At 40.7% G+C, this 22,794-nt stretch carries 17 protein-coding genes; 5 read left to right on the top strand and 12 right to left on the bottom strand.

Features of this window, described 5'->3' with window-relative positions; all coding sequences use genetic code 11:
• Window positions 1-1,157 precede the first annotated feature (1,157 nt).
• The 3 genes from G3R48_RS03150 to G3R48_RS03140 all read right to left on the bottom strand — a co-directional run bounded on the left by G3R48_RS03150 (window position 1,158) and on the right by G3R48_RS03140 (window position 3,141).
• The gene (locus G3R48_RS03150; RefSeq protein WP_153660394.1) at window positions 1,158-2,054 is read right to left on the bottom strand and encodes a hypothetical protein; all 897 of its coding nucleotides are present in this window, start codon (window positions 2,052-2,054) and stop codon (window positions 1,158-1,160) included.
• A 42-nt stretch (window positions 2,055-2,096) separates the two neighbouring features.
• A complete protein-coding gene (ribA, locus tag G3R48_RS03145) occupies window positions 2,097-2,720 on the bottom strand; it encodes a GTP cyclohydrolase II (protein WP_153660396.1) in 624 nt (207 codons plus the stop codon).
• Window positions 2,721-2,784: 64 nt separating this feature from the next.
• Window positions 2,785-3,141: a YibL family ribosome-associated protein gene (locus tag G3R48_RS03140; RefSeq protein WP_153660398.1), complete on the bottom strand. Its 357-nt coding sequence runs from the start codon at window positions 3,139-3,141 to the stop codon at window positions 2,785-2,787.
• A gap of 539 nt (window positions 3,142-3,680) precedes the next feature.
• Here G3R48_RS03140 and G3R48_RS03135 point away from each other — a divergent pair.
• Window positions 3,681-4,346, top strand: a complete 666-nt coding sequence (locus G3R48_RS03135; protein WP_153660401.1) for an RluA family pseudouridine synthase — start codon at window positions 3,681-3,683, stop codon at window positions 4,344-4,346.
• 66 nt (window positions 4,347-4,412) lie between these two features.
• Here G3R48_RS03135 and nrdG read toward each other — a convergent pair whose 3' ends face one another.
• The 3 genes from nrdG to rssA all read right to left on the bottom strand — a co-directional run bounded on the left by nrdG (window position 4,413) and on the right by rssA (window position 8,511).
• Complete coding sequence (gene nrdG, locus G3R48_RS03130; protein ID WP_153660403.1) at window positions 4,413-4,892, bottom strand: anaerobic ribonucleoside-triphosphate reductase-activating protein; 480 nt, start codon at window positions 4,890-4,892, stop codon at window positions 4,413-4,415.
• A complete protein-coding gene (gene nrdD, locus G3R48_RS03125; RefSeq protein ID WP_153660405.1) occupies window positions 4,892-7,009 on the bottom strand; it encodes an anaerobic ribonucleoside-triphosphate reductase in 2,118 nt (705 codons plus the stop codon). Before nrdD ends, nrdG begins: the two co-directional genes overlap by 1 nt.
• 509 nt (window positions 7,010-7,518) lie before the next feature.
• The gene (gene rssA, locus G3R48_RS03120) at window positions 7,519-8,511 is read right to left on the bottom strand and encodes a patatin-like phospholipase RssA (RefSeq protein ID WP_153660407.1); all 993 of its coding nucleotides are present in this window, start codon (window positions 8,509-8,511) and stop codon (window positions 7,519-7,521) included.
• Window positions 8,512-8,634: 123 nt separating this feature from the next.
• Here rssA and G3R48_RS03115 point away from each other — a divergent pair, with 123 nt between their 5' ends.
• The 3 genes from G3R48_RS03115 (at window position 8,635) to G3R48_RS03105 (ending at window position 11,234) form a co-directional block, all read left to right on the top strand.
• A complete protein-coding gene (locus G3R48_RS03115) occupies window positions 8,635-9,993 on the top strand; it encodes a DEAD/DEAH box helicase (RefSeq protein ID WP_153660408.1) in 1,359 nt (452 codons plus the stop codon).
• Window positions 9,994-10,089: 96 nt separating this feature from the next.
• Window positions 10,090-10,527 (top strand): DUF3010 family protein, encoded by a 438-nt coding sequence (locus tag G3R48_RS03110; RefSeq protein WP_153660410.1) that lies wholly within the window; start codon window positions 10,090-10,092, stop codon window positions 10,525-10,527.
• 263 nt (window positions 10,528-10,790) lie between these two features.
• Window positions 10,791-11,234, top strand: coding sequence for a M48 metallopeptidase family protein (locus tag G3R48_RS03105; protein ID WP_228497317.1), 444 nt, complete (start codon window positions 10,791-10,793; stop codon window positions 11,232-11,234).
• Between the two features lie 311 nt (window positions 11,235-11,545).
• Here G3R48_RS03105 and G3R48_RS03100 read toward each other — a convergent pair whose 3' ends face one another.
• The 4 genes from G3R48_RS03100 to G3R48_RS03085 form a co-directional block, all read right to left on the bottom strand.
• The gene (locus G3R48_RS03100) at window positions 11,546-12,901 is read right to left on the bottom strand and encodes a peptidoglycan DD-metalloendopeptidase family protein (protein WP_323741172.1); all 1,356 of its coding nucleotides are present in this window, start codon (window positions 12,899-12,901) and stop codon (window positions 11,546-11,548) included.
• A 215-nt stretch (window positions 12,902-13,116) separates the two neighbouring features.
• A complete protein-coding gene (locus G3R48_RS03095) occupies window positions 13,117-16,839 on the bottom strand; it encodes an AAA family ATPase (RefSeq protein ID WP_153660412.1) in 3,723 nt (1,240 codons plus the stop codon).
• Window positions 16,836-18,134, bottom strand: coding sequence for an exonuclease subunit SbcD (sbcD, locus tag G3R48_RS03090; protein ID WP_153660414.1), 1,299 nt, complete (start codon window positions 18,132-18,134; stop codon window positions 16,836-16,838). Before sbcD ends, G3R48_RS03095 begins: the two co-directional genes overlap by 4 nt.
• 375 nt (window positions 18,135-18,509) lie before the next feature.
• Window positions 18,510-19,271: a TSUP family transporter gene (locus G3R48_RS03085; RefSeq protein WP_153660416.1), complete on the bottom strand. Its 762-nt coding sequence runs from the start codon at window positions 19,269-19,271 to the stop codon at window positions 18,510-18,512.
• Between the two features lie 291 nt (window positions 19,272-19,562).
• Here G3R48_RS03085 and G3R48_RS03080 point away from each other — a divergent pair, with 291 nt between their 5' ends.
• Window positions 19,563-20,090, top strand: a complete 528-nt coding sequence (locus G3R48_RS03080; protein ID WP_153660418.1) for a hypothetical protein — start codon at window positions 19,563-19,565, stop codon at window positions 20,088-20,090.
• 185 nt (window positions 20,091-20,275) lie between these two features.
• Here the strand turns inward: G3R48_RS03080 and G3R48_RS03075 are convergent, their stop codons facing one another.
• The gene (locus G3R48_RS03075; RefSeq protein ID WP_153660420.1) at window positions 20,276-22,243 is read right to left on the bottom strand and encodes an NERD domain-containing protein kinase family protein; all 1,968 of its coding nucleotides are present in this window, start codon (window positions 22,241-22,243) and stop codon (window positions 20,276-20,278) included.
• 152 nt (window positions 22,244-22,395) lie between these two features.
• The gene (locus tag G3R48_RS03070) at window positions 22,396-22,785 is read right to left on the bottom strand and encodes a ribonuclease E inhibitor RraB (RefSeq protein WP_153660422.1); all 390 of its coding nucleotides are present in this window, start codon (window positions 22,783-22,785) and stop codon (window positions 22,396-22,398) included.
• Between the last annotated feature and the right edge of the window lie 9 nt (window positions 22,786-22,794).

Below are 22,794 nucleotides of genomic sequence, written 5' to 3'. Positions count from 1 at the left end.
TTTAAATATACAGCTAAAGTTTCTGTATCACCTATAATATATAGGCTCCGTGTTTTTTCTGACACGATAACAGCTTATTAAACGGCGTATCATTCAATGTCAGCCGTTTAAGTTATTGATTAATAACATCCTACATTTGCTATCTTATTGATGTAAAGCACTTTAATTTTCAACAATTACAATACAAACCGTGCAAAATGGATTTGAAAAATATTTTTCAAATTTAAATCATAAAAATATAAATGTAATCATTATCTTACAAAGAAAAAATCATAATTACACCTACAACTTATGGATGATTTTCGACCACACAATTCATCATTCTGCCTAAAATCATTATAACTGTATAAATACACAGTTATAAATAAAAGTAGGCAAACTTATGAAGAATGCTGGGTATTTACCCCGTTACAGAACGCCATTACTTAAATCTAACCCAATGCCTGCCGCAGGGATGTTCAGGATGAACGGAGTGTTTTGGAAGCTAGCTACTGCATCTACACTGGGATTATTTTCTCTTCGATTTGACTGTATTTGTGGCAACTAACAAAGCTATAAATACCAAGGATCTATTCAGCTAAAAGACTCAATTTGAATTGAGGACGTTGAAGAAAATAGCGTGATGCTCACATGGCCTTTCTCGCACATCCATGTGCTTCAAGGCATTTAGTGCATTGTGCACTTAAGATACCTGCAGCTTTTGCGGTGCATAGATGCACCATCGCAAGCGTTAGCATTTTCGAATAAGACCGAAGCAAGCACAAATGAAGTTAGAAACATGATAGTCCCCATATGGAAATTTTCGTTTCCCAGAAAATTTCGCGATGGGCGGCTGGGTGATACAAGAAGGTATAGCTGTTGATACCCTCTTGTTCGGGTGTGGGCGAAGCGCCACGACGTTGATTTTTTTTCAAAAATAATAAAACAAACTTTGGGGCAGAAATGTGTTAGCCCTCAACGGGCTTTCTCACCAAAAAAGCAAAAAATATCAAGCTATAGTATAAATGATCAAACACTATTAAGAATTATCAAACTTTCATATAAACGCACAAGTCTATAGCATAAGATTTTTTGTAACGGCTGCCATTAACAATTAATAGCAGTAATAGCAGTAATAGCAGTAATAGCAGTAATAGCAGTAAACAGATTAACCGCGCTTAAATTGGGATGTCGAAGATTAAGCGCCACACTTCCAAACCACCGCCGTTTTGGTAACTGATGCCAAACCTGTCTAATTTGAGACCATCCCAACCAAATACTTCCCAGCCAACCGGTTTGCTGAACGCCAGCGATGCGCCCACTTCATAGCTGTGGTTGGTTAATACATCTTCACCTTCGGGATTGATAAAGGTTAATTGGTCAAAGTACCAACGACCACTAACAAATAAACGAGGCTCTACCTCTACGTTTTGCCATTGCCAATGATAACCTAAACCAAAATCAACACCCGACTGAAACACCGCAAAACTGTCAGAATTATGGTTAACGCTACTTCGATAACCCGCCCAGAATAACTTATTAGATAAAATGGGGGTGTATTTAGGATTATCGATGCGGTAAATCGCCCCAGTACCCACAGAAACAATGCCAATATTGCTCGAATTGGTAAAGTTGTGGCCATAACCTAAGTCTAAGTAACTCTCTAAGGTTAACTTGTCATTGTAAAACCAATGATACTCAAGCCCTGGAGTAATGGTTAATGTCCCCACCGTATCAGGAAACTCTCCCTCAGGAAGATCGGTAAAAGAGTAATTAAAAAAACCTAGAGAAACAGGCAAACGCAGCTTCATCTGATGATCATCATCTTCATCTATCAGCATGCTAATGGGTATATTTGCCACCGCAGCTTTTTGTCCTGCAGTCCGATAAACCCCACTACCTAAATAGTTGGCAAAAGCATAATGAGAGGCATCAGGTGTCGCGGTCGTTGCATTGGTTTGCGTTTGAGTATGTGTGTTAATTGGTTTGGCTTGTGCAGCTATTGTGCTAAAGGCAAAACAACAACAACATAAAGCGGCACTCAACTGTACAGCTTTAGTCAACAATGCATTCATATTTAGTCTTAACAATCGGCTATTTATATGCATTATTGTAATTTATTCACCCGAAGTATTTTCGTCAGTAAAATGTACTTCTGACATCATATGCCCAAGCTGAGTCGATTTAGTTTTGAGATATTGCTCGTTATAACGGTTTTTTCCGACTTGCAGTGGGACTCGTTCAACAACTTCAATCCCAACATTTTGCATAGCGGCCACTTTACGCGGGTTATTTGTCATCAACCGAACATGCTCTACACCAATCTTATTTAGCATAGGTAGAATCATATCGTACTTACGCATATCAGCTTCAAAACCAAGCATTTCATTGGCTTCGACAGTATTAGCTCCGCCATCTTGCAATTGGTAAGCCCTAATTTTATTTAACAGACCAATACCCCGGCCTTCTTGACGTAAATATAAAATAAAGCCCTGCCCCTCTTCTGCAATAGTTTGCATGGCGGTTTGTAATTGAAAACCACAATCGCATCGTAAACTAAATAATGCATCACCGGTTAAACATTCAGAATGAATCCGCCCTAAAACGGCTTGTTGACTATCAAATTGACCTAATGTTAGCGCCACGTGCTCTTTACCTGAAGTGGTATCTTCAAAACCATGCATTTCAAAAACGCCCCAAGGCGTAGGCAGTTTTGAAGTGGCGATATATTTTATCGACATGAATTAACCTTTACGACAGCACCCTTGGGAGAAAATAAACCAAGAGTGGAAAATTGGTAACAATTTAAAACTTAGCTGGAGCAAAACCGGTAACAGCTTTAATACCCATTTCACGACCTAAAGCCGTCATAGGATGAACAACAACTAAACCCTTAATTGATTTTTTTAGTTTGCCCATATCGGCTTGTTCAGCCTTTGTGAGTGCACGATTAAAAGCTAATGACATCACTTCACTACCTTCCTTGCTCAATTGTCTTGTTTGCTGACTTTTGATGCTGGCAATACGTTTAGTGACCGTCGCAATCTCTTTTTTAAACTGCATAATAATTGTGGTATCACCACGTTGCTCAGCTGCCGCTAATTTACGACGACACTTATCGAGCTTATCATTAAGAGTCTGAAGTTCTTGCTTTAAATTCATTGCTTTACCTTTTTGCTTAACGTGCATTACTGACATGTCATATGACTATTGATATCAATAACACTAATTTGGAGGCAGATTATATACCCAAACAACTGCCTAGTGCGAATTTAGCGGCCGCTTTTTGTGCCAAGATCAAAATAATTCTGCAGGCTGCAAGTAAATAAAAAAACAGCTAACTGATAAGATGGCTAATTAATGTTGCGTTATTATCCAAATGTCTCCTTTAGTGCTTTTACATCGCTGTCATCGACAGATAAGTTATCCACTTGCAGGGATAGTTTAAGCGCCAATGCTAAATATGTTTTTAGGTCTGTGGCCAAATTTTGTCTTCAAACAGCACATTATCACCTTATTAAGTTCATGCATTTTCTAACCGAATAAACCAATAAACTGACTGAATACATTCACATTAATCATCTATGTGCTCATTTTTTACCAGTAAGTCATTGACGATTATCTCTTTGCTGTTAGCAATGGTATTTATTACTCTTGTTCGTTATGCTAACGAGCCAGTTTCACGGTAAAACTTATCAATCATGCCTGAATTTATTGCCCCACCTTGCTATGCTCAAATCACAATAATTTTTGAAGATGAGCATCTTTTTATTATCAATAAGCCCTCAGGGTTATTGAGCTTATCGGGTAAAAATCCAGCTAATCTAGATTCCGTACATTACCGCCTCGTTCAAGACTACCCCAGCTGTACTTTGGTGCATCGGTTAGATTTTGGTACTTCAGGTATTTTATTGGTTGCCAAAAACAAGTTGATAAACGGGCAATTAACCAAACAATTTCAAGATGGCTTGGTGACTAAAACCTACACGGCTATCTTGCTCGGTAAACTCACCTCTCAACAAGGCGATATCCATTTCCCCATCGCGAAAGATAAAAACAATTTTCCATATATGAAAATTTGTTTTGAGACAGGAAAAGCCGCTCACAGTCATTATCGGGTTATCGAATCATTAATGCATAACGGTATGCCAACAACCAAGGTGATCTTTACCCCTATAACTGGTCGTACTCATCAATTACGTATCCATAGCCAACAGATAAATCATCCCATTATAGGTTGTGACCTTTATACTCAAGCAGGCTCTCACGCATTAGCGAGCAGATTGATGTTACATGCAACTTCGTTATCATTTATCCATCCAGTGACTAAACAGAAAATGGATATCACTTGCCCAAGTCCTTTTTAAGTGATACAAAAAAGCCAACTCTGCTGAGTTGGCTTTAATAAGAATTATCGTCGACTATTTATGACATTACACTGCGGTCATATCAGTCAAACAATGAATTTGTTGATTACTGCTACCGCGCCATTTCAATGATGGGTCATACAAATCTTGCTCAAACTTACCGTCAATTAACACATCGATTAAATTGACAACGGCTTGTTGCTCAGGACTTAGCGCGTCACGTAAATAGCCGGTCCATAACCAAATATCTTTATTATCACACTCAGTTTTAACCCGCGTAACTAATTTCAACACAGCGTTAAGATTGGCGGGATGTAAAGGATCACCGCCACTTAACGATAAACCCTTACGTACAATGCGCGTATCTTGTAAGTCAGCAATAATTTGATCTTCAAGCGCTTGAGTAAAGACATGGCCTGAGTCGAGTCGCCAAGTTGATTGATTATAACACCCCCGACACTCATGCTCACAGCCACTAACAAACAAAGTACAACGCGTCCCTTTGCCGTTAATGACATCAACATTATGATAAACATGATAATTCATTATAAATGCTTCACTCGACGTTTAACTTCTTCTTGTTTACCGTAGTTAAATGGACGCGCATCAGGGCTACCTAAATAACCACAAACACGACGAGTAACCGACACTCGGCTTGGTTCATGGTTGCCACATTTAGGACAAACAAAACCTTTACTGGTGCAGTTAAACTCACCAACAAAGCCACAGTCATAACACTCATCAATAGGCGTATTTGTACCGTAATAAGGCACACGACTAAAGCTGTAATCCCACACTTGCTCTAGCGCTTCAGTGTTGTGTTGCATGTTTGGATATTCGCCATAACAAATAAAGCCACCATTAGCGAGATCAGGATATGGTAATTCAAAATCGATTTTATCGAATGGATTCACTTTCTTTTCCACATCTAAATGGAAACTATTAGTGTAATAACCTTTATCAGTCACACCTGCAACAACGCCAAATTGTTTCGCATCAATCCCGCAGAAACGGCTACATAAGTTTTCACTGGGTGTGCTGTATAAACTAAAGCCATAACCGGTGTCTTCTTTCCACTGCTCAGTTGCCGCTTTTAAGCGTGCAATAATTGCAATGGCTTTTTCACGCAACGTTTCACTGTCAAATACGTGGGTATCATTGCCGTAAAGTGCATTAACGGTTTCGTGTAAACCGATGTAACCCAATGAGATTGACGCACGGCCATTTTTAAAGATTTCAGACACATCGTCATCCGCTTTTAAACGCACGCCACAAGCACCTTCCATATATAAAATAGGCGCAACGCGTGCTTTGACACCAACTAAACGTGCAATACGGGTATCGAGTGCCTTTTTAGAAATAGCTAAACGCTGTTCAAGGATCTCATAAAACTTGGCTTCATCGCCCTGCGCTTCAATTGCAATACGTGGCAAGTTAAGGCTTACCACACCTAAATTATTGCGCCCTTCATGGATAAGTTCACCGTTTTCTTCAAATACACCTAAGAAAGAACGACAACCCATTGGGGTTTTAAATGACCCCGTCACACGCTCAACTTGTTCATAGTTAAGAATATCTGGGTACATACGCATGCTGGCACACGTGAGTGCCATTTGCTTAATATCGTAGTTATCGTCAGCGGCTTTGTGGTTAACGCCATCACGAATAGCAAACACAAGTTTAGGGAAAACTGCCGTTTTGTGGTTTCTGCCTAAGCCAGCCATACGCACGGCTAAAATAGACTTTTGAATTAAACGTGCCTCCCAACTCGTGCCTAAACCAAAACCAAAGGTCACAAATGGGGTTTGGCCGTTAGCGGTATGCAGGGTATTAACTTCGTACTCCAACGACTGGAATGCGTCATGGCATTCTTTTTCAGTTTGCGCCATGGCAAATGCATCAACGTCTTTTACATCCCACTGTTCGCCTACTTTACGGTGTTTTTGGTAACTGGTTTTTACAAATTCAGCCAGCACTTCATCGATACGATTAATGGTTGTGCCGCCATAAATGTGGCTAGCAACTTGAGCAATGATTTGCGCAGTAACGGCTGTTGCTGTCGAAATGGATTTTGGCGTTTCAATTTCAGCATTCCCCATTTTAAAACCGTTAGTTAACATGCCTGCTAAGTCAATTAACATGCAATTAAACATAGGGAAAAAGGGGGCGTAATCTAAATCATGATAATGAATTTCACCTTTTTCATGGGCATCAACCACATCTTTTGGTAACAAGTGCGCTTTAGCATAATGCTTAGCGACAATCCCTGCTAATAAATCGCGCTGGGTTGGAATCACTTTCGCGTCTTTATTGGCATTTTCATTAAGGATACTTGAGTCACTTTGCTCAACTAAGCCGCGAATTTCACGATTAAGCTTGCTCTTAGCTTCACGACGAACATCGCGATCATGGCGATACTCAATATAATGTCTGGCTACGGCTTTAAATGGCCCTTCCATTAATTGATTTTCAACTGCACTTTGTAAGTCACTAATATCAACTTCTTGTTGACCAACAAATTGTTGCTTAACTACTGCCGCTAAAGTTTGGGCATAATCACTATCAGATTGACCTGCTGATTCCATTGCAGCAATAACGGCGTCTCTGATGCGTTCTTCGTTGAATGCAGTACGACAACCATCCCTTTTAATGACAACAAGCATAGATTTTTAACTCCTGATAAGACTTTTTTTACCCTCATGACAGAAACACTAGATATCGGGGAAATGCATCGGGCAAACACAATATGTGGTGTATTAGGCGTTATTGGATAAAAAAAATCTATGATCTAGATCATGTTTTTCAAGTGTTGAAAATGAATAAAGCTATTTCTGGAATGGCCTTCAGCAGATCGAAAAGTTGATGCTTGACCTCAATAAATTTGGAGGTTATGAGGGTCATAAAAGCGAAAAAACAACCACTTTTCACCTCAAATGCAATGACCGTTTGGACTGCCTATCTTGCTGTTAATAACCGAGTAATGACGCTGGTTTGCGCTATCCTTTGATCATTAAAAATTGCGACAAACAGGGTGTTTTTTTCACCCCGAAATGTATTTTTGATCCATAAAAATAATAAAATGCAAACAAAAAATATAGAAATAAGTATTCGATTTTTTGCTGATTAAAATCAATTAATAGAACGCTAAGCGGTTAATTTTATATCGCTTTATTTATTTGTTATTCAAGTGACTCAATTGTGCGTTAATTAAGTGCTCAATGTCTTTTACTGCTTGATAACCTGCATCTATGGCTTCTTGAGCGCGATGAAACTCCATCGTGCCAATATCTTCTACTTGAGGAATAATGCAAATTTCAGGTGGATCACCCATTAATCGTGCACGTTTATGACGTTGTTCCAGTATTTCCATCGATTGGCTCATTACGGCCAACATACTAGGGTCCGATTGAGTTGCTGCAGTAAATTTGTGAGACAAATTCGCGATATATTCTTTACCGCGACCAAGCAAATCGACAAACCGAAACTCATGCTCATCCTGCTCGTTTATTTCACAATGTTGCGCATTTGGGTGACTTATTATTGACTCAGGTATCGGGCTAGCTCGGGATACTTGATAAGCATTTAAATCAACTGCAATGACAATATCAACATCCATTGCACGGCTTAATGACACTGGTACAGGATTCACTACCGCACCATCAACTAACCATCGGTGACCTTGTTTAACTGGTGATAAAAATCCGGGCATCGAACACGACGCTTTTACTGCTTGGCGTAAGTCGCCTTCACGAAACCAGACCTCTTGGCCAGAATACAAATCCGTCGCGACAGTCGCAAAAGGACGCTGTAACTGCTCAATCGTTGGCGTGCCAAGACGGGAACCAATCACATCAAATACCTTTTCGCCGGTAATAATGCCCCCTTTTTGCCAACTTAAATCCATTAAACTAATCACGTCCCAATTTGAAAACCCACTCACCCATTTTGAAAGCTCTTGAAGTTGATCATTGGCATAAGCTGCGCCAACAAATGCCCCAGCCGAACATCCTGCAACTTTATCAGGGTATATGCCCATGTCATTTAGGGCATTTAACACCCCAATATGTGCCCAACCTTTAGCGGCACCGCTTCCTAGTGCAATTCCAATTGTACTCTGGCAATGTTTTTTTTGATTACGTTGGGCAGACTGCAAGATATCAAACATGTAAACTCCTTTAAAAATTGTTAACTTGGAACGAGGAAATTGTCATAGTTAAGACTAATTACATGGCTAAACTCTTGGGAAATCGTTATAATATTTGGCTACCATTTTTTAGGGGATTTACCTTTGCAATTTTCAGAGTTTTCATTAGACAAACGCTTGTTAGCTACTGTTGAACATATGGGGATTACCACCCCAACGCAAATCCAAGAACAAGCGATACCGATTGCTTTAGCTGGCAAAGATCTAATGGCCTCATCTAAAACAGGTTCTGGTAAAACGTTAGCGTTTTTATTGCCTGCTATGCAACGACTAATTTCCACTAAAGCGTTATCGAAAAAAGATCCTCGTGCGTTAATTTTGTTACCAACAAGAGAACTCGCACAACAGGTGTATAGCCAATTACGTTTATTGGTTGCCAATACCCAATATAAAGCCATTAGTGTACTGGGCGGTGAAAACTTTAACGACCAAGCCAAAGCACTATCGCGTGAGCCTCACTTTATTGTTGCCACACCTGGACGTATTGCCGATCATTTAAGCCAACGGCACTTATTCTTAAACGGTCTTGAGCTACTGATACTTGATGAAGCAGACCGTATGCTAGACCTAGGCTTTGTTGACCAATTAAAGCAAATCAATGATGCTGCTGACCACAAACGTCGTCAAACGTTAATGTTTTCGGCCACCTTAGACCATGACAACATTAATGATATTGCCGCAACGTTATTAAACTCGCCTGCACATGTTGCTGTTGGTGCGTCTCACACAGAGCACAAAGATATTACTCAGCGTATTGTGTTAGCCGACCACTTAACCCATAAAGAAAAACTGCTTAACCATTTATTAAGCAGTGAATCGCACAAGCAAGTCATTGTGTTCACCGCCACCCGTGCTGACACAGACCGTTTGGCCTCAGTTTTGGCTGAAAAAGGCTATAAAACAGCATCGTTAAGCGGCGACTTAAAACAGTCCGCTCGTAATCAAATCATGGATCAATTCAGCCGTGGCTTGCATCAGATCTTAGTAACAACCGATGTTGCATCTCGCGGACTTGATTTAATCAACGTGTCATTAGTGATTAACTTTGATATGCCAAAATTTGCTGAAGAATATGTTCACCGCATTGGCCGTACAGGCCGCGCCGGCGCACAAGGAGATGCGGTGTCTTTTGTTGGCCCAAAAGATTGGGACAACTTTAAAAAGGTTGAAGAATTCTTACGTAAACCGTTTGCTATTTCTGAATTTGAAGGCCTAAAAAGTAAATTTACTGGCATCAAACCTAAATCAAAACAGACTGCTAAAAAGCAAACCGGTAAAAAGTCTGCGCTAAAAGGTAACAAGCCAAAAGCAAACAAAGCTAAAGCGGCGCCAAAACGTGATAAACGCTTTATTACCGGTGTGGATATTGGCGATACACCAATGCGCCGTATCGTAAAACCAACGAAAATTATTGAACAAGATGATCCGTCATCAAAATCGTAGTGATTGACACTGCGTTATGTCTATCTGGTTGCCGTCAGGCAGCCCATTTACGTGCTGATATCATTGAGCGCGAGAATATATTAAAGAAGGGTTAACATGAGAATTTGTGGTGTAGAACTTAAAGGTGGCGAAGCCATCATCAGTCTGCTGAGTTATGAAGGCGAAACATTTAATGTACCAGCTTGTCGCCAAATATCTTTCACCATGTCTGCGACATCTAATACATCGACAGTACGCGACTTCCACTTTGCTTTTCATAAGCTAATGGAAGATTATCACGTTGATGAAATTGCGATTATTTCACGTGAGCAAAAAGGCAAACAGGCCGGCAGTGCAACCAGCTTTTTATTTGAAGCGGCAATTCAAATTACGGATATGCCAGTGACATTAATCTCACCGCTGGCAATTAAAGAACAATTAAAACGCAACCCGCCAATGGTTGATTTTGACTCTCTAGAACTTAAGCGTGTACAAAAAAATGCGTTTGACGTTGCGTATGTGCTTCATAACCATCATATTTTTGGTAAAGCATAACGACTAATTGGGCAAGGTAATCTTAAGTAAGTGTTACCTTGCGCTATTATTTTGGAACTCGCATGCCTTGTCCTCCCCCATCGCCAAAAGCCAAACCGAAATCGCCACCTAAAATGCCATTAAAGGCTAATGCTCAACGCCTAAAGCCTAAAACTGACGTTTATTCACTACCAAACAGCCAACAACATTTAACCCCGAATAACGACCCTTTGCGATTTGTGCGCCATTATCCTGCGCATATTATTGAACAAGTAAACCAATTAATGCAGCAACAAAAGCTTGCTCAGCAATTACTCCAACGTTACCCACTTATTCACGATATTCGTAGCGACAAAGCATTGTACGATTACACGATGCAATTTAAGCAAACCTATTTACGCCAGTCAGCCCCGCTGACCAAAGTCGTATTTGACGATAAAATCAATTTAAGTCATCACGCATTAGGCTTGCACCGTTACGTTAATCGCCGCCAAGGCCATAAACTCAAAGCGACCAATGAAATCCGCATTTCATCACGTTTACGCCGAATTCCAGAACCCTTATTGCGAATGGTTGTGGTGCATGAGCTTGCACACTTAAAAGAGAAAGAGCACAACAAAGCTTTTTATCAGCTTTGCTGTTTAATGGAGACTAATTATCATCAGCTTGAGTTTGATATGCGTTTATTATTGATATGTGAAGCCCTTGAGACTTCCCCTTACCCATAGCGCTTTGTTTATAAGTTGATTCGTTAACCCTGATATTTCAATCAAACAAGAGCCACAACAATTTTAACTAACCCCGCTAAGTAAGATGTTAATGCCGGCATTGTATTCGTCAGCTAATGGCGCACTCACATGTTATTTCAATTCTACAACGGTAATGAAATGTGCATTTATTACCGATTAACACCCGACAATCATCACTCGCAAAATAGATACATACAATGGCTTTGAAGCGCAAGTAACATGGCTATTGAAGAGCAAGACGAAAAAAGGCAAACCGAAGTTTGCCTTTTTATTGTGAATATAATGATTAACTACCCTAATGCCATCATCCGCTTACGTTTTTCCACCATAGCGTTAAAAGCTTTACGGTGCTTTTTCGGTAATATAATGGCTTTAGTAATATTGACCTTCATCGCATTCACTGGATGTCCATTGACAATATATTCGTAATGCAAGTGAGGTCCAGTTGTGCGACCGGTATTGCCAGATAACGCAATCACTTGACCACGTTTAACATGCTGGCCTTTATGTACTTTAAATTTAGATAAATGCAAATAGCGGGTACGAATTTTACTATTGTGCTGAATGACAATGTATTTACCTGCATAGCGATGGTTTCGAGTTAAGGTCACCACACCATCACCCGTTGCTAACACGGGTGTACCAATAGGTACGGCAAAATCAGTGCCGTTATGCGGACTTCTTCGACCGGTTATCGGGTGTTTACGATGCGCATTAAACGAAGAACTAATTCGATATCGATGCGTGGTAGGTAAGCGCTGAAAAGCGGGTACTAAACTTGAGCCTTCATCGTCATAATAATGGCCATCACTAAATTGAAATGCGTTAATTTCACGTTTACGCGTCTCAATACGAATACTGAGTAAATCCGTGTTTCCTGTCAGCGTGCCATCCACTAATTGATCGTTCATCATCACTGAAAAGTGGTCGCCAGCACGCAATTCTTTGGCAAAGTTAAGTCTAGGTTTTAGCAGTGCTTCAATTTTATGGATTTCATTTGAACTTAAACCGGCTTTTTTTGCTGATACATAAAAAGATCCTCTAATTTCACCGCTGAGAATGCGATGTTGCCAGACACCTTCTTTAATAATATTTTTTACGCTAAAACTGCCATCATCGTGACGTCGAAACACCACTTGTTTAGCAGCATTAAAGTACAACTCTAATTTTTTTAGTTGTCCTTGTTCATTTTGCCAAAATTGAATCCGGTTTCCCGGCATCAATGTATCAAGTGCCAATACTTGTAAGTCAGCCTCAAGCACTTTATACATGGTTTGTTGATCGATTTTCGCTCTTGAAAACAAACCGCTTAAGGTGTCACCGGGTTTAATGACTCTGGAATAAACCGGCTGCTGTAAATCTCTTGGTTGAGCGGCCGTAGCGGATGTGTTGACGGCTTCAGCTTGAGTGGCGTGAGAAGGCGCATCCGTTTTTTTAGAGGTCAGTTTACTCAAGTCGAGCTCAACAGAAATCCGTCCTGATTGTGCTTGCTGTGTGTCTTGTGTGTCTTGTGTGTCAGTGTTATCAAATAGCGACCAAAGGATGACGGCTATAACGAAAATTATCCAGATGATAAGGCCATTTTTATAGCGCTGAGATAATTTGAGCGACAACGCTCGTTGAGCGAGGTGTTTAAGTGATTGCACGTATTAATTACCCTAAAATGATGTACGACTGTCTTTTGCGAGCGTTTCGGCTTTGTTGTTTTAATTTTGCTAACAAAATGCTAGCCAAAATCAACAAACCGGTTTATGCAATGTTAAGCGCGAAATATTCATAAAAAATGCCGACTGTTTATATCAAACAATCGGCATTTCACAAACTAATTAATTCACTTTTTTGTGCTAAACATCAGTCTTTATCACGCTTTTACAGTAGTTGTAGTTTCAGTAACGGCAAATTGAGGCTGCAATTTACTCACTCCCAGCCCATTCATCTTATTCACTTTTATTTGCACATCTATGCGCTCTTTCATTGCATCAACATGGCTAATCACTCCAATCATTTTGCCACTGGCATTGAGGCTATCTAACGCATCAAGCGCGATATCTAACGTTTGACTATCTAAAGTGCCAAAACCCTCATCTAAAAATAACGACTCGATTTGGGTTTTATGGCTCACTAAGTCAGATAGTGCCAACGCCAATGCAAGGCTCACCAAAAAGCTCTCCCCGCCAGATAAGGTTCTAGTGTCGCGCTCAGCATCCCCTTGCCAGGTATCCAATACCTTTAACTCTAAGGTGGAAGAATCTTTACTAGCGAGTAAATATCGCCCATGAAGCCTATCTAATTGTCTATTGGCCAAGGTCACTAAATGTGCCAATGTCAGTCCTTGAGCAAAGCGGCGAAATTTATCCCCTTTTTGCGAACCGATTAACGCATGCAACAAGCTAATATCGTCATAATCTTGTTTCGCTTGTTGCAGCTCATTAAGCAACTGCGCTTGATTACCTCGCTGTTGTTCATCTTCATTAATCAACTGCTGTAATTGCCAAAGCATTTTTTGTTGAGCTTGAAACTCCGGTTCTAGTGCGGCAAAAGCATCACGGTTTTCTTGTGCTTTAGCCAAGTCATAACCCAACTCATCTGCTTGCCTGTGCATTTGCTTAACCTGAGCACTAATACGCTCAAGCTCATGCTGTGCTTTCACCTCGGCTTGGGATAACTGCTGAGTAAGTTGAGATAACTGAGTAAATTCAGTTGGCGACAACCGCGCAGCTAAAAATTGCTCAACCTGTTCAAAAGGACTGTCTAACAAAGCTTGTTGCCACTTGGCGCTGCATTGGCTGAGTGTTTGCTCAAGCGTCTGCCTTTGTTGCTCATGGGTTTGTTTTTGAGTGTTAACTTGCTGCAACTGCATATTCAATTGCTGCAGTTGCTCTGTAACCGCCTCAAGCGCTTGCTCGGTTTGCTGAACCTGTTGCAAACTTCGCTGCTTTTCATTCAGGCCTTGTTTGTCCGCAAATAGTTGATGGCGCTTTACAGTTAACGTATTAAGTAATTGTGTAAGCTGCTGCTGTTGCTCAGCAAGTGTTGTGCGCTGAGCAATACGTTGTTGCTGTTGTTCCGCTACATTAGTCAGTTTTTCATTAAGCAGTTGGATTTGTTGCCCGATTTGTTGTTGGCGCGTAGCCGCCTGCTGCCAATCATTAAGCGCACTAAACAACTGGGTCAACCACGCTTCACAGTGTTCAATTGTCGGCATGGTTAACTCACAAGCTTGTATTTGTTCATGTAACTGGGCAGATAATTGGCTTATTTGCCCATCAAGCACATGCAATTGTTCATTGACTTGTGTTTGTTGATTTGTCTGACTATCAAATTGTTGTTGCTTGAGCGCAATATCAGCTTGTAATTGATTCATTTGCTGACGTTGTTGTTGCTCAAGCTGTTGTTGCTCACTGAGCTGGTGCTGCCATTGTTGTATTTGTTGCAGTTGCCGACTTAATTGCGCTTGCTGCTGCTGGCATTGCTCAAGATAATCGTTAATTAATTCGACGGTTTGCGGCTGATTCAGGTCAAAATTTAACGCTAATGTTTGCATTACTGTTTGCCAATCATTGGTTAATACAGACAAACTGGCTTGTCTTGTTTCAACAAGCTGTAAACTGGCATCCGCTTGCGCTTGGCACTGCACTTTTTGCTGTTTAAGCTCCTCACCTTGGACTTGAATGCTGCTAAGCTCACCAGTTATGTGTATCAGACGCTGCTCAGTTTCACTAACATCAAGCTGCAAATACTCGCTTACTAGTGGGTGCTCCGTTGAGCCGCACAAGGCACAAGGTTCACCGGCTTGCAGCTTTTGGCGCTCATCGGTTAACGAGGCAATTTTTTGCTCTTGTGACAATAACGTTTGTAAGTCTTGCTGCTGTTGATGCTTTTGTTTCCAACTGCCCCTTATCTCGTTTAATTGCTTTTCTAGCTGGGTAATCTGTTGGGCTGCTTGGCTCGCAATCTGTTGCTGCTGACTAATTTCAGCATGATGTTGAGTATATTGCTTATAAACCGAGGTTAAATCAGCTCTGGCAGTTTGATTGTTAATCAATGATTGATATGACTGATTAAGCTGCTCAAACGTACTACTACCAGCTAAGCCGTTATCTAATTGTTGTGTTGTCTGAATTATCGCTTGGTTGCTGTGCGCGACTTGTTGCTCTAGCGCTGGCAATTGTGTGTCTAACTGGTCGATATGTTGGCTGCACTGCACGAGTTGTTGGTGTAATTTCAGCGCCTGTTGTTGCTGGTGTTGCTGTTGATTTACATACTGATTTAATTGACCAAACTGATTTTGCCACACTTGAATTCGTTCTTGGATTAACGGGGCATGCGCTAATGCCTCAAGTTGTACCTTAACCAACGACGACTCGGCATCAAGTGATCTCATTTGTGTTTGTATTTGCAGGTGTTGTTGGTCTATGCCTGTAATTATTTGGCTTATTTCCGCTTGCTGCTTGGCTGTTCCATCAACCAATAATTGTTGTTGAGTAATTTGGTTATCAAGTGGGATCACTTGTTGGTCAACGAGTATCACCAACGCGCCATGAGTCTCTTTTTGTTCATTTAATGCTTGTTGTTGCTGAACGTGCACTTGTTCAATCTGTTGCAATTGCTCAGCGCTTTGAACACGTTGTGAATCTAGCGCATTAATTTGCACGTTTAATTGTTCAGCATTTTGTTGCTGTGCTTGCCATCGCTCGTAAATGGGGGCTAATAGTAATGCCGGTTGATGATGTTCAAGCTTAATAAAACTTGCTTGTTGAGCTTCTTTACTCGCCTTAGCTGCAAGGTATTGTTCGTCTGCACTTTGTAGCTGCTGTTGATATTGCTCTGAACTGTCAACCCAACTGATATAACGTTGTAATTGCTCACGCTGCTCTGTTAGCTGGGTTAACAATGTTTGGGTTTCGCTCAATTGCTGGCAATATTGTTCAAGCTCATCCTCAGATAACACACTGACATTACTGACATTTAGCTCTAATAATGCTAATTGCTGCTTGGTTTCGCTAAAATGCTGATGTACCCGCTCAGATATCAAACCATAAATTTCGGTGCCAGTTAGTTCTTCAAGTAATTCCGCACGCTTATTCGCGTCGGCATTTAAAAAGGCATCAAACTTACCTTGAGACAACATCATCGATTTCGTGAATCTGGCAAAATCTAGGCCTGTAATGGCTTCAAGCAACTCTGATTTACGCTTAATCTGGCTGGCTAAAATGTTGCCATCGACTAATGTCGCTAATTCCACTTGGGCATCTTGTAAATTACCATCAGCTTGTCCGCGTGAACGACGTTGACTCCAAAATGCACGGTAACCTTTACCTTTTACCTCAAATTCCACTTCAGCTAAACATTCGCTGGTGCCACGAGTCATTAGTTCATTGGTTGTTTTTGAAATCGTGGTAATGCGCGGCGTTCGATGATAAAGCGCCAAACAGATCGCATCTAATAATGTCGTTTTACCCGCACCCGTTGCGCCAGTAATGGCAAATAAGCCATTATCAACAAAAGGCGGTTGGGTAAAATCAATTTTCCACTCACCTTTTAATGAGTTGATATTTTTAAAGCGCAAACTGAGGATTTTCATGCATTAACCTCCGCATCAACGGGCACAATGTCTTGTTCAACTTCCGCTGCGATTTGTTTGAATTTCACTCTAATACGCTCAAGCTTGTGTTGTTCCTCTGCGGTTTCAAAGACTTCATTGGCTAAACGACGCTCAAACACGTCTTCGATATTAATTTCGGCCAAGGTTTCATTTTCAACCTTGCTCAAGGTATGTTGCTGCACCTGACGCGCCCGTTTTAACTGTAATACTTCAATCGGTTTATCTTGTGTCATGGCGGCAATGCGTTGCTGTAAATCACTAAGGTAATCTTGATGATTCACTTCAATACTCAGCCAAGTGTCTTGTGCTTGTTCGCGCGCGGCAATAGCGTCAATAGCTTGCTCTATTTCAACCAAGTTACCTTTAATCGTTTGCATGGCCTGAAATAACGGCACGGTTAATGGCGTTACGTCAGTGAGTTTTTGTTGCTCGAAATTAACAAGAAGTACATTTTTACCACTGATATCATGCTGCTTTGGCAATTCGTCAAAACTTAATGGAATGGGCGAGCCGCTATAACGGATATGTTCTGTTTTTGCGACCTGTTGCGGCCGATGAATATGACCTAATGCTATGTAGTCTGCTGCAGGGAAATGCTGAGCATTAAAGGCATCAAGGCTACCGATGTATATATCTCGGACAGATTCAGAGCTGCTCGCTCCAACGGTGGTTAAATGGCCGGTGGCAATAAGCGGTACTGGGACAGCTAACGATTGTTGAATGCTTTGGGCGTATTCAAAACTGGCACGATAATAGTGCGCAATCGCCATTGATAATTTCTGCTGCTTGGTTGAGCCTGACTCACCACTTTCACTGTTAACGAGATCTCTTGGGCGTAAAAAAGGCATCGCACAAATAATGGCATACGGTTGTGTGGGTTCAGATTCTGGCATCGCACTAGTTTTACCCACTTTATAAAGCGGCAATACATGTTGCTCTGGGGTAGCAAATCCGCCTGGGACAACATGGGTGTTTAAATACGACAATAAGGCTTTTGACTCACTCAGGGTAGCAACTGAGTCATGGTTGCCGCCTAGAATAAGCAGCTCACAACCAGTGGTTTGAATATCAACAATAAATTGATTATATAAAGTACGTGCATAACTGGGCGGCGTTGTGGTGTCGAAAATATCGCCCGCGACAATTAATAAATCCACTTGGTATTGAGTAATTTGTGCTAACAACCATTGCATGAATGCATGATGCTCTGCCGCGCGGCTTTTACCATAGAAATATTGGCCAAGATGCCAATCTGAAGTATGTAATATACGCATGCTTACCTGTTGTTATTTTAGTTATTTTGACTTGATAAAAGACTGTTATTGGCTTTTTCTAAGACCAATTTTACCTGAATTGTATGTATTGTGGGTATGAGAATTTTTGTGTGAGTTCGGGGTATCTATTGTGCTGAAAAACCAGCCTAAAATGCGGTTTAAAGCTAAGAGATAGGCATCAATTCAATTGCTCGCTCAGGCTGGATTTAACAGCAAATATACGACCAGATTAACTGTCATTAGGCTGTTGAACGATACAGCTAACCTCGTACTAACTCACATTGGCTGTATACCAAAGACTAAACAGAGACCATCACATTATCTCGGTCAGTTGCGTATTTGGCAGCATAAGTTGCCTGACGCGAGCAAGATGCATTACATATATTGAGTCCACAAGAGTTTAAAGCTCATGCCTAACGACATAATGACCACCAACGGTTTAATCACTTTTGTGCCCTTTGTGACGACTAAACGAGAGCCTAATGTCGCCCCAATAGCTTGCCCGCTTAACATGATCAACCCCAACTTCAGCACAACTTGTCCGCCAATGGCAAAAAACAATAATGAAGCAATATTGGTGATAAAATTCAACACCTTTGCGTGAGCTGTGGCTTTAGCCAAACCAAAACCGGCTAACGACACAAATGCTAAAGCAAAAAAGCTACCTGTACCTGGGCCAAAAAAGCCATCATAAAAGCCAACACCTAATGCACCGGTAAATGCAAATACCGTCGGGGTGACCATTTGCTGTTTATCTTGTTCTGCTATCGTTTTAGAAAATAAAAAGTAACAGCCAATCGCTAAAATAAGAAATGGCAACACCATGCTCAGAACCGAGGCATCAATCATTTGTACTAATATCGTCCCCGTCGCAGCACCGATAAAAGCACAAACAATAGACAGTTTAATTTCACTGACTTTAACCATTCCTTTGCGAATAAAGTACAAACTGGCAAAAAAGCTGCCACCACAGGCCTGTAATTTATTGGTCCCTAATGCCGCAGCAGGCGGAATACCTGCCCACATTAATGCTGGAATGGTCAACAATCCGCCGCCACCAGCGATAGAATCAATAAATCCCGCTAACATCGCCACGAAAAATAAAATAATGCCAATTTGAAGCGTCAGCTCAAACATATTTGCTCACACAAAAAAAGAAATGATTATACCCATCCCCACAAGGCCATGACTACTCCATTGACGTCTAACGATGCGTTTTTTTCTATCACGTCCTGATGGTCAATTAAAATGGCCTTTTATATGAATTATTTGACTCATTATTCACTTGAATAAAACACTTGCGATTACAAAGCGATTAGCGTTTAATAACAATTTATTAACATTAGCTGCAACTAAGGTCGCAGATTACACCTTTAAGTCATGCACTCTTCAAAACAAAGATAACGAAAAATTTGGGAGACTGATATTTTGAAATATATATTGATCATTGCATTCGCATTTGCTGGATATGAATACGTAAAAACCGCTGAATTACGGGCTAACTCAACACCGAAAACGATATCATCGACTGATTACAATTTCCAGGTAACCTTACCTGGCACCCCAAAAAATAATGTCAAAATGGTCAACATTGCTGAATACGGTAAAATTAAATCCACTTCTTATACCGTTAATCATTCAGACTTAACCTGCACAGCTTCAATTACTCATTATGTGGAACAAGTACGTATTCCTGGAGACTTTTATGATCAAGTCGATGTGGCAAAAAGAGATTTAATCGACGGGTTTGGTGGCACAATCAATCATGAAGGCATTGTTTATAATGGACGTCAAAAAGGATATGAATTTAACTTGCGTAGTCGTAATAACTTATTAGTAAGAAGCCAAATATACAAACAACAAAACAACTTACTTAATCTAATGTGCCAATATCCTAACGAAGATGACTCGAAACTGATCGTCGATAATGTGATGCAGTCATTAGCATTTAGCTAGTTTAAGGTTTGTTAAACGTAGTTTCAGCGCATCGTTATCGCCGCTAGCTAAAACAAGCTCAATAAAAAAACCACCTAACTGTTAGGTGGTTTTCTGTTTGTATTGGTCATTACATAGCAACAAAAATGCAGTTAATTGCTGTTGTGCTTTTTTGTTTGATTATCCAACATCATTACTATCCCCTTCTAGTCTTTATCTGTTAGTCCTAGTTGCTGGGTATAACTAATATTAGGTTCAACTCTAAATTCAAACTTTAATATCTTTAAGCAAGCATCAAATAACGCCTCACCTAGCCATTGGCGATCAAATTGCATTAATGCATCGACAATGCCTTGCGCACCTGCATCAGAAATAAGCTCATGCGGTACTAATGAATCAATAAAACTGGCAACTAAACCGTAGAGGTCTTTCTCAGCATCGCCTTCCACATCCCATAAGGTGGGATCAGCATAACGCGCGGCATAATGAATTTGAGCAATATCGCTGCCGATACCGAAGTTGACGAGTGTTGCGGTATCATGGTGACAAATGATGTTTTTTGGACAAATAGCGCCATGATAAATATCAATACTATGTAAGTATTGCAGCGCATTTACCAGCTGTGTAAACCAAGTAAACGGCTGTCCAACTTCAATTTCAGCAATTTCATCTAACGCAACACCTTGCGCCCACGCTCTAGCGATAAACAGTTCTCTCGACTCAGGCAATTGGCCAAAACTGAGCACTTTTTCAATATGAGGGTGATAGATTTTCGATAAACTGCGATAAATATTGCTCAATGTTAACCATTGTTCATCGACTTCTTTGTAAATACTAATAGCACAAGGATAATTACCTTGAATATGCTTGGCTTGCCATAACTGACTATATTCAGTTGAGGAAATAAAATGCTCAAGCAAAAAATGATGATCGATAATACAACCTTGCTCAATGGTTATTTTTTGCGGCAATGTGTCACACACGCCAAGCTCAATAAGCGCGGATAAATCACAACGCATTGCATCTAAATCAATCGTCGTCCCTTTCGCTGCATCACGATACCAATGATAAATTCTAGGCTGTTGTGTTTGCTCAGCAAGATTAACAAAAGCTTTGGCATATTGAGCAATATCTTCTGCGACCGTTAAGTTATCTTTGATATCAATAAATTCAACATCACCTTGGTCTGACAAAAATACACAATTACTTGCCCAGCCACCAATGGTATACCCGCGGCGATGGATTTGCTGCATAGCCACAATACTGCGGCGCAATATACCAAGAAGTTGATAAGTGCTTTGCTGCTCTACTTCAAAGATATTTAGCGGAATTCCCCGCGGCATTCGTATTGGTAACACTAATTGCTCACCATCTTGAATTAACGGTGCGCAAAATGGTACGCCACTACAACCTGACAATGATTGCATTCGCTTAAATTCTTCACGTAGTTTCACTTCATGTTGCTCAGCCTCATGTTGGCTGGCAAATTGGCCATTAACTAAGATTTTCAATAACCAAGGCGCAGTCCAGCCACCTGGATTATATTCTGATTGCCAAACTTCTAGACCCTGTTGTAGGAACAAGCATTTGAGTTTTATGAAGTCTTGAATTTTTTGATTACGTTGCTCAACAATGGCGACTTGCCCAATGGTATCTAACACCATTTCTTTTTGAACATCAGTCACTTGATGCTTTCGTGGTGCGGTTAGGCCCCACTCTTTTGTTAATGCCTCAATAATTTTAGCTGGCGTGTATATACTCAAATTACCTTGGTCTTTTTCAACTAAAATTTCTTCACCTTTACGGCCGGTAATAAACACCATTCCTTGACACCAAGGCGCATATACTCCTACTGGAATTTTATGCTTTAGCCTGCCAGCAAGAACTCGTGCGACATAGTTAGCTTTAGAGAGGCTGTTATCCACATCACGGCCATCAAGCGACCAAGCATGAAGTCCTGCGTTTAAGCGGCCAATGTAACCTTTTACATCAACAACATATACGCCCCATTGCCCTACCACTAACGCATCAACTTCCATAGCTTGCCCTGAATGGGTTGGGATCTCTACGTTGGTTAACAACAGGTAATCTTGAGGTAATTCATCACTGAGCAAGGAAAATGCCCAACGTTCTGCATCATTTACGGGAGTGCCAAAACTAATATGCCGTGCCATGCTGATATCCTTAAATGCAAGTAACGCTAAAATCCGCTTAGCTCATGCTAAATTTTTAGGCACAAAAAAACCACCTCTTAAGGTGGTTTTATTATCACTTATGCAACAAGTGTTTACTTATCAACCGCTCCATACATAAAAAGTGGTGTAATTTAATGATGATGGTCGTGATCATGGTCATGGTCATGGTCATCAGCAAATTCACCGTCACCGTCTTGATGTTGCATCACGCCCCATCCATCAGAAATGCCATCAAATTCTTGAGCAAAAGTATTAAGGGCCGTTTCTTTAGCCACCAAAGCATCGTACTCTGGCACCATGTTAAAGCAAACAATGACTTCCCACTTTTCAGTGTCTTCGTCAAAATGTACCTCAAGATCGTTGTCACCTTGTTCGCTTGTTAACGTTTCTAACGCAGACTCCGCATCACGTTGGTCATCAAAAACAAGAAAGAAATCCACATCTAACGCTTTGGTTAAATCGATACCTGAATCAGCCATAGCTGCAAGCATTTGGCCGTTATCATCATCTGGAAATTGCATGTTCTTTCC

Origin of the sequence: Shewanella intestini (genome assembly GCF_018221465.1) — a bacterium.
GTDB lineage: Bacteria > Pseudomonadota > Gammaproteobacteria > Enterobacterales > Shewanellaceae > Shewanella > Shewanella intestini.
The sequence above is the reverse complement of the archived record's forward strand: the minus strand, read 5'-3'. Positions and strand labels throughout refer to the sequence as shown.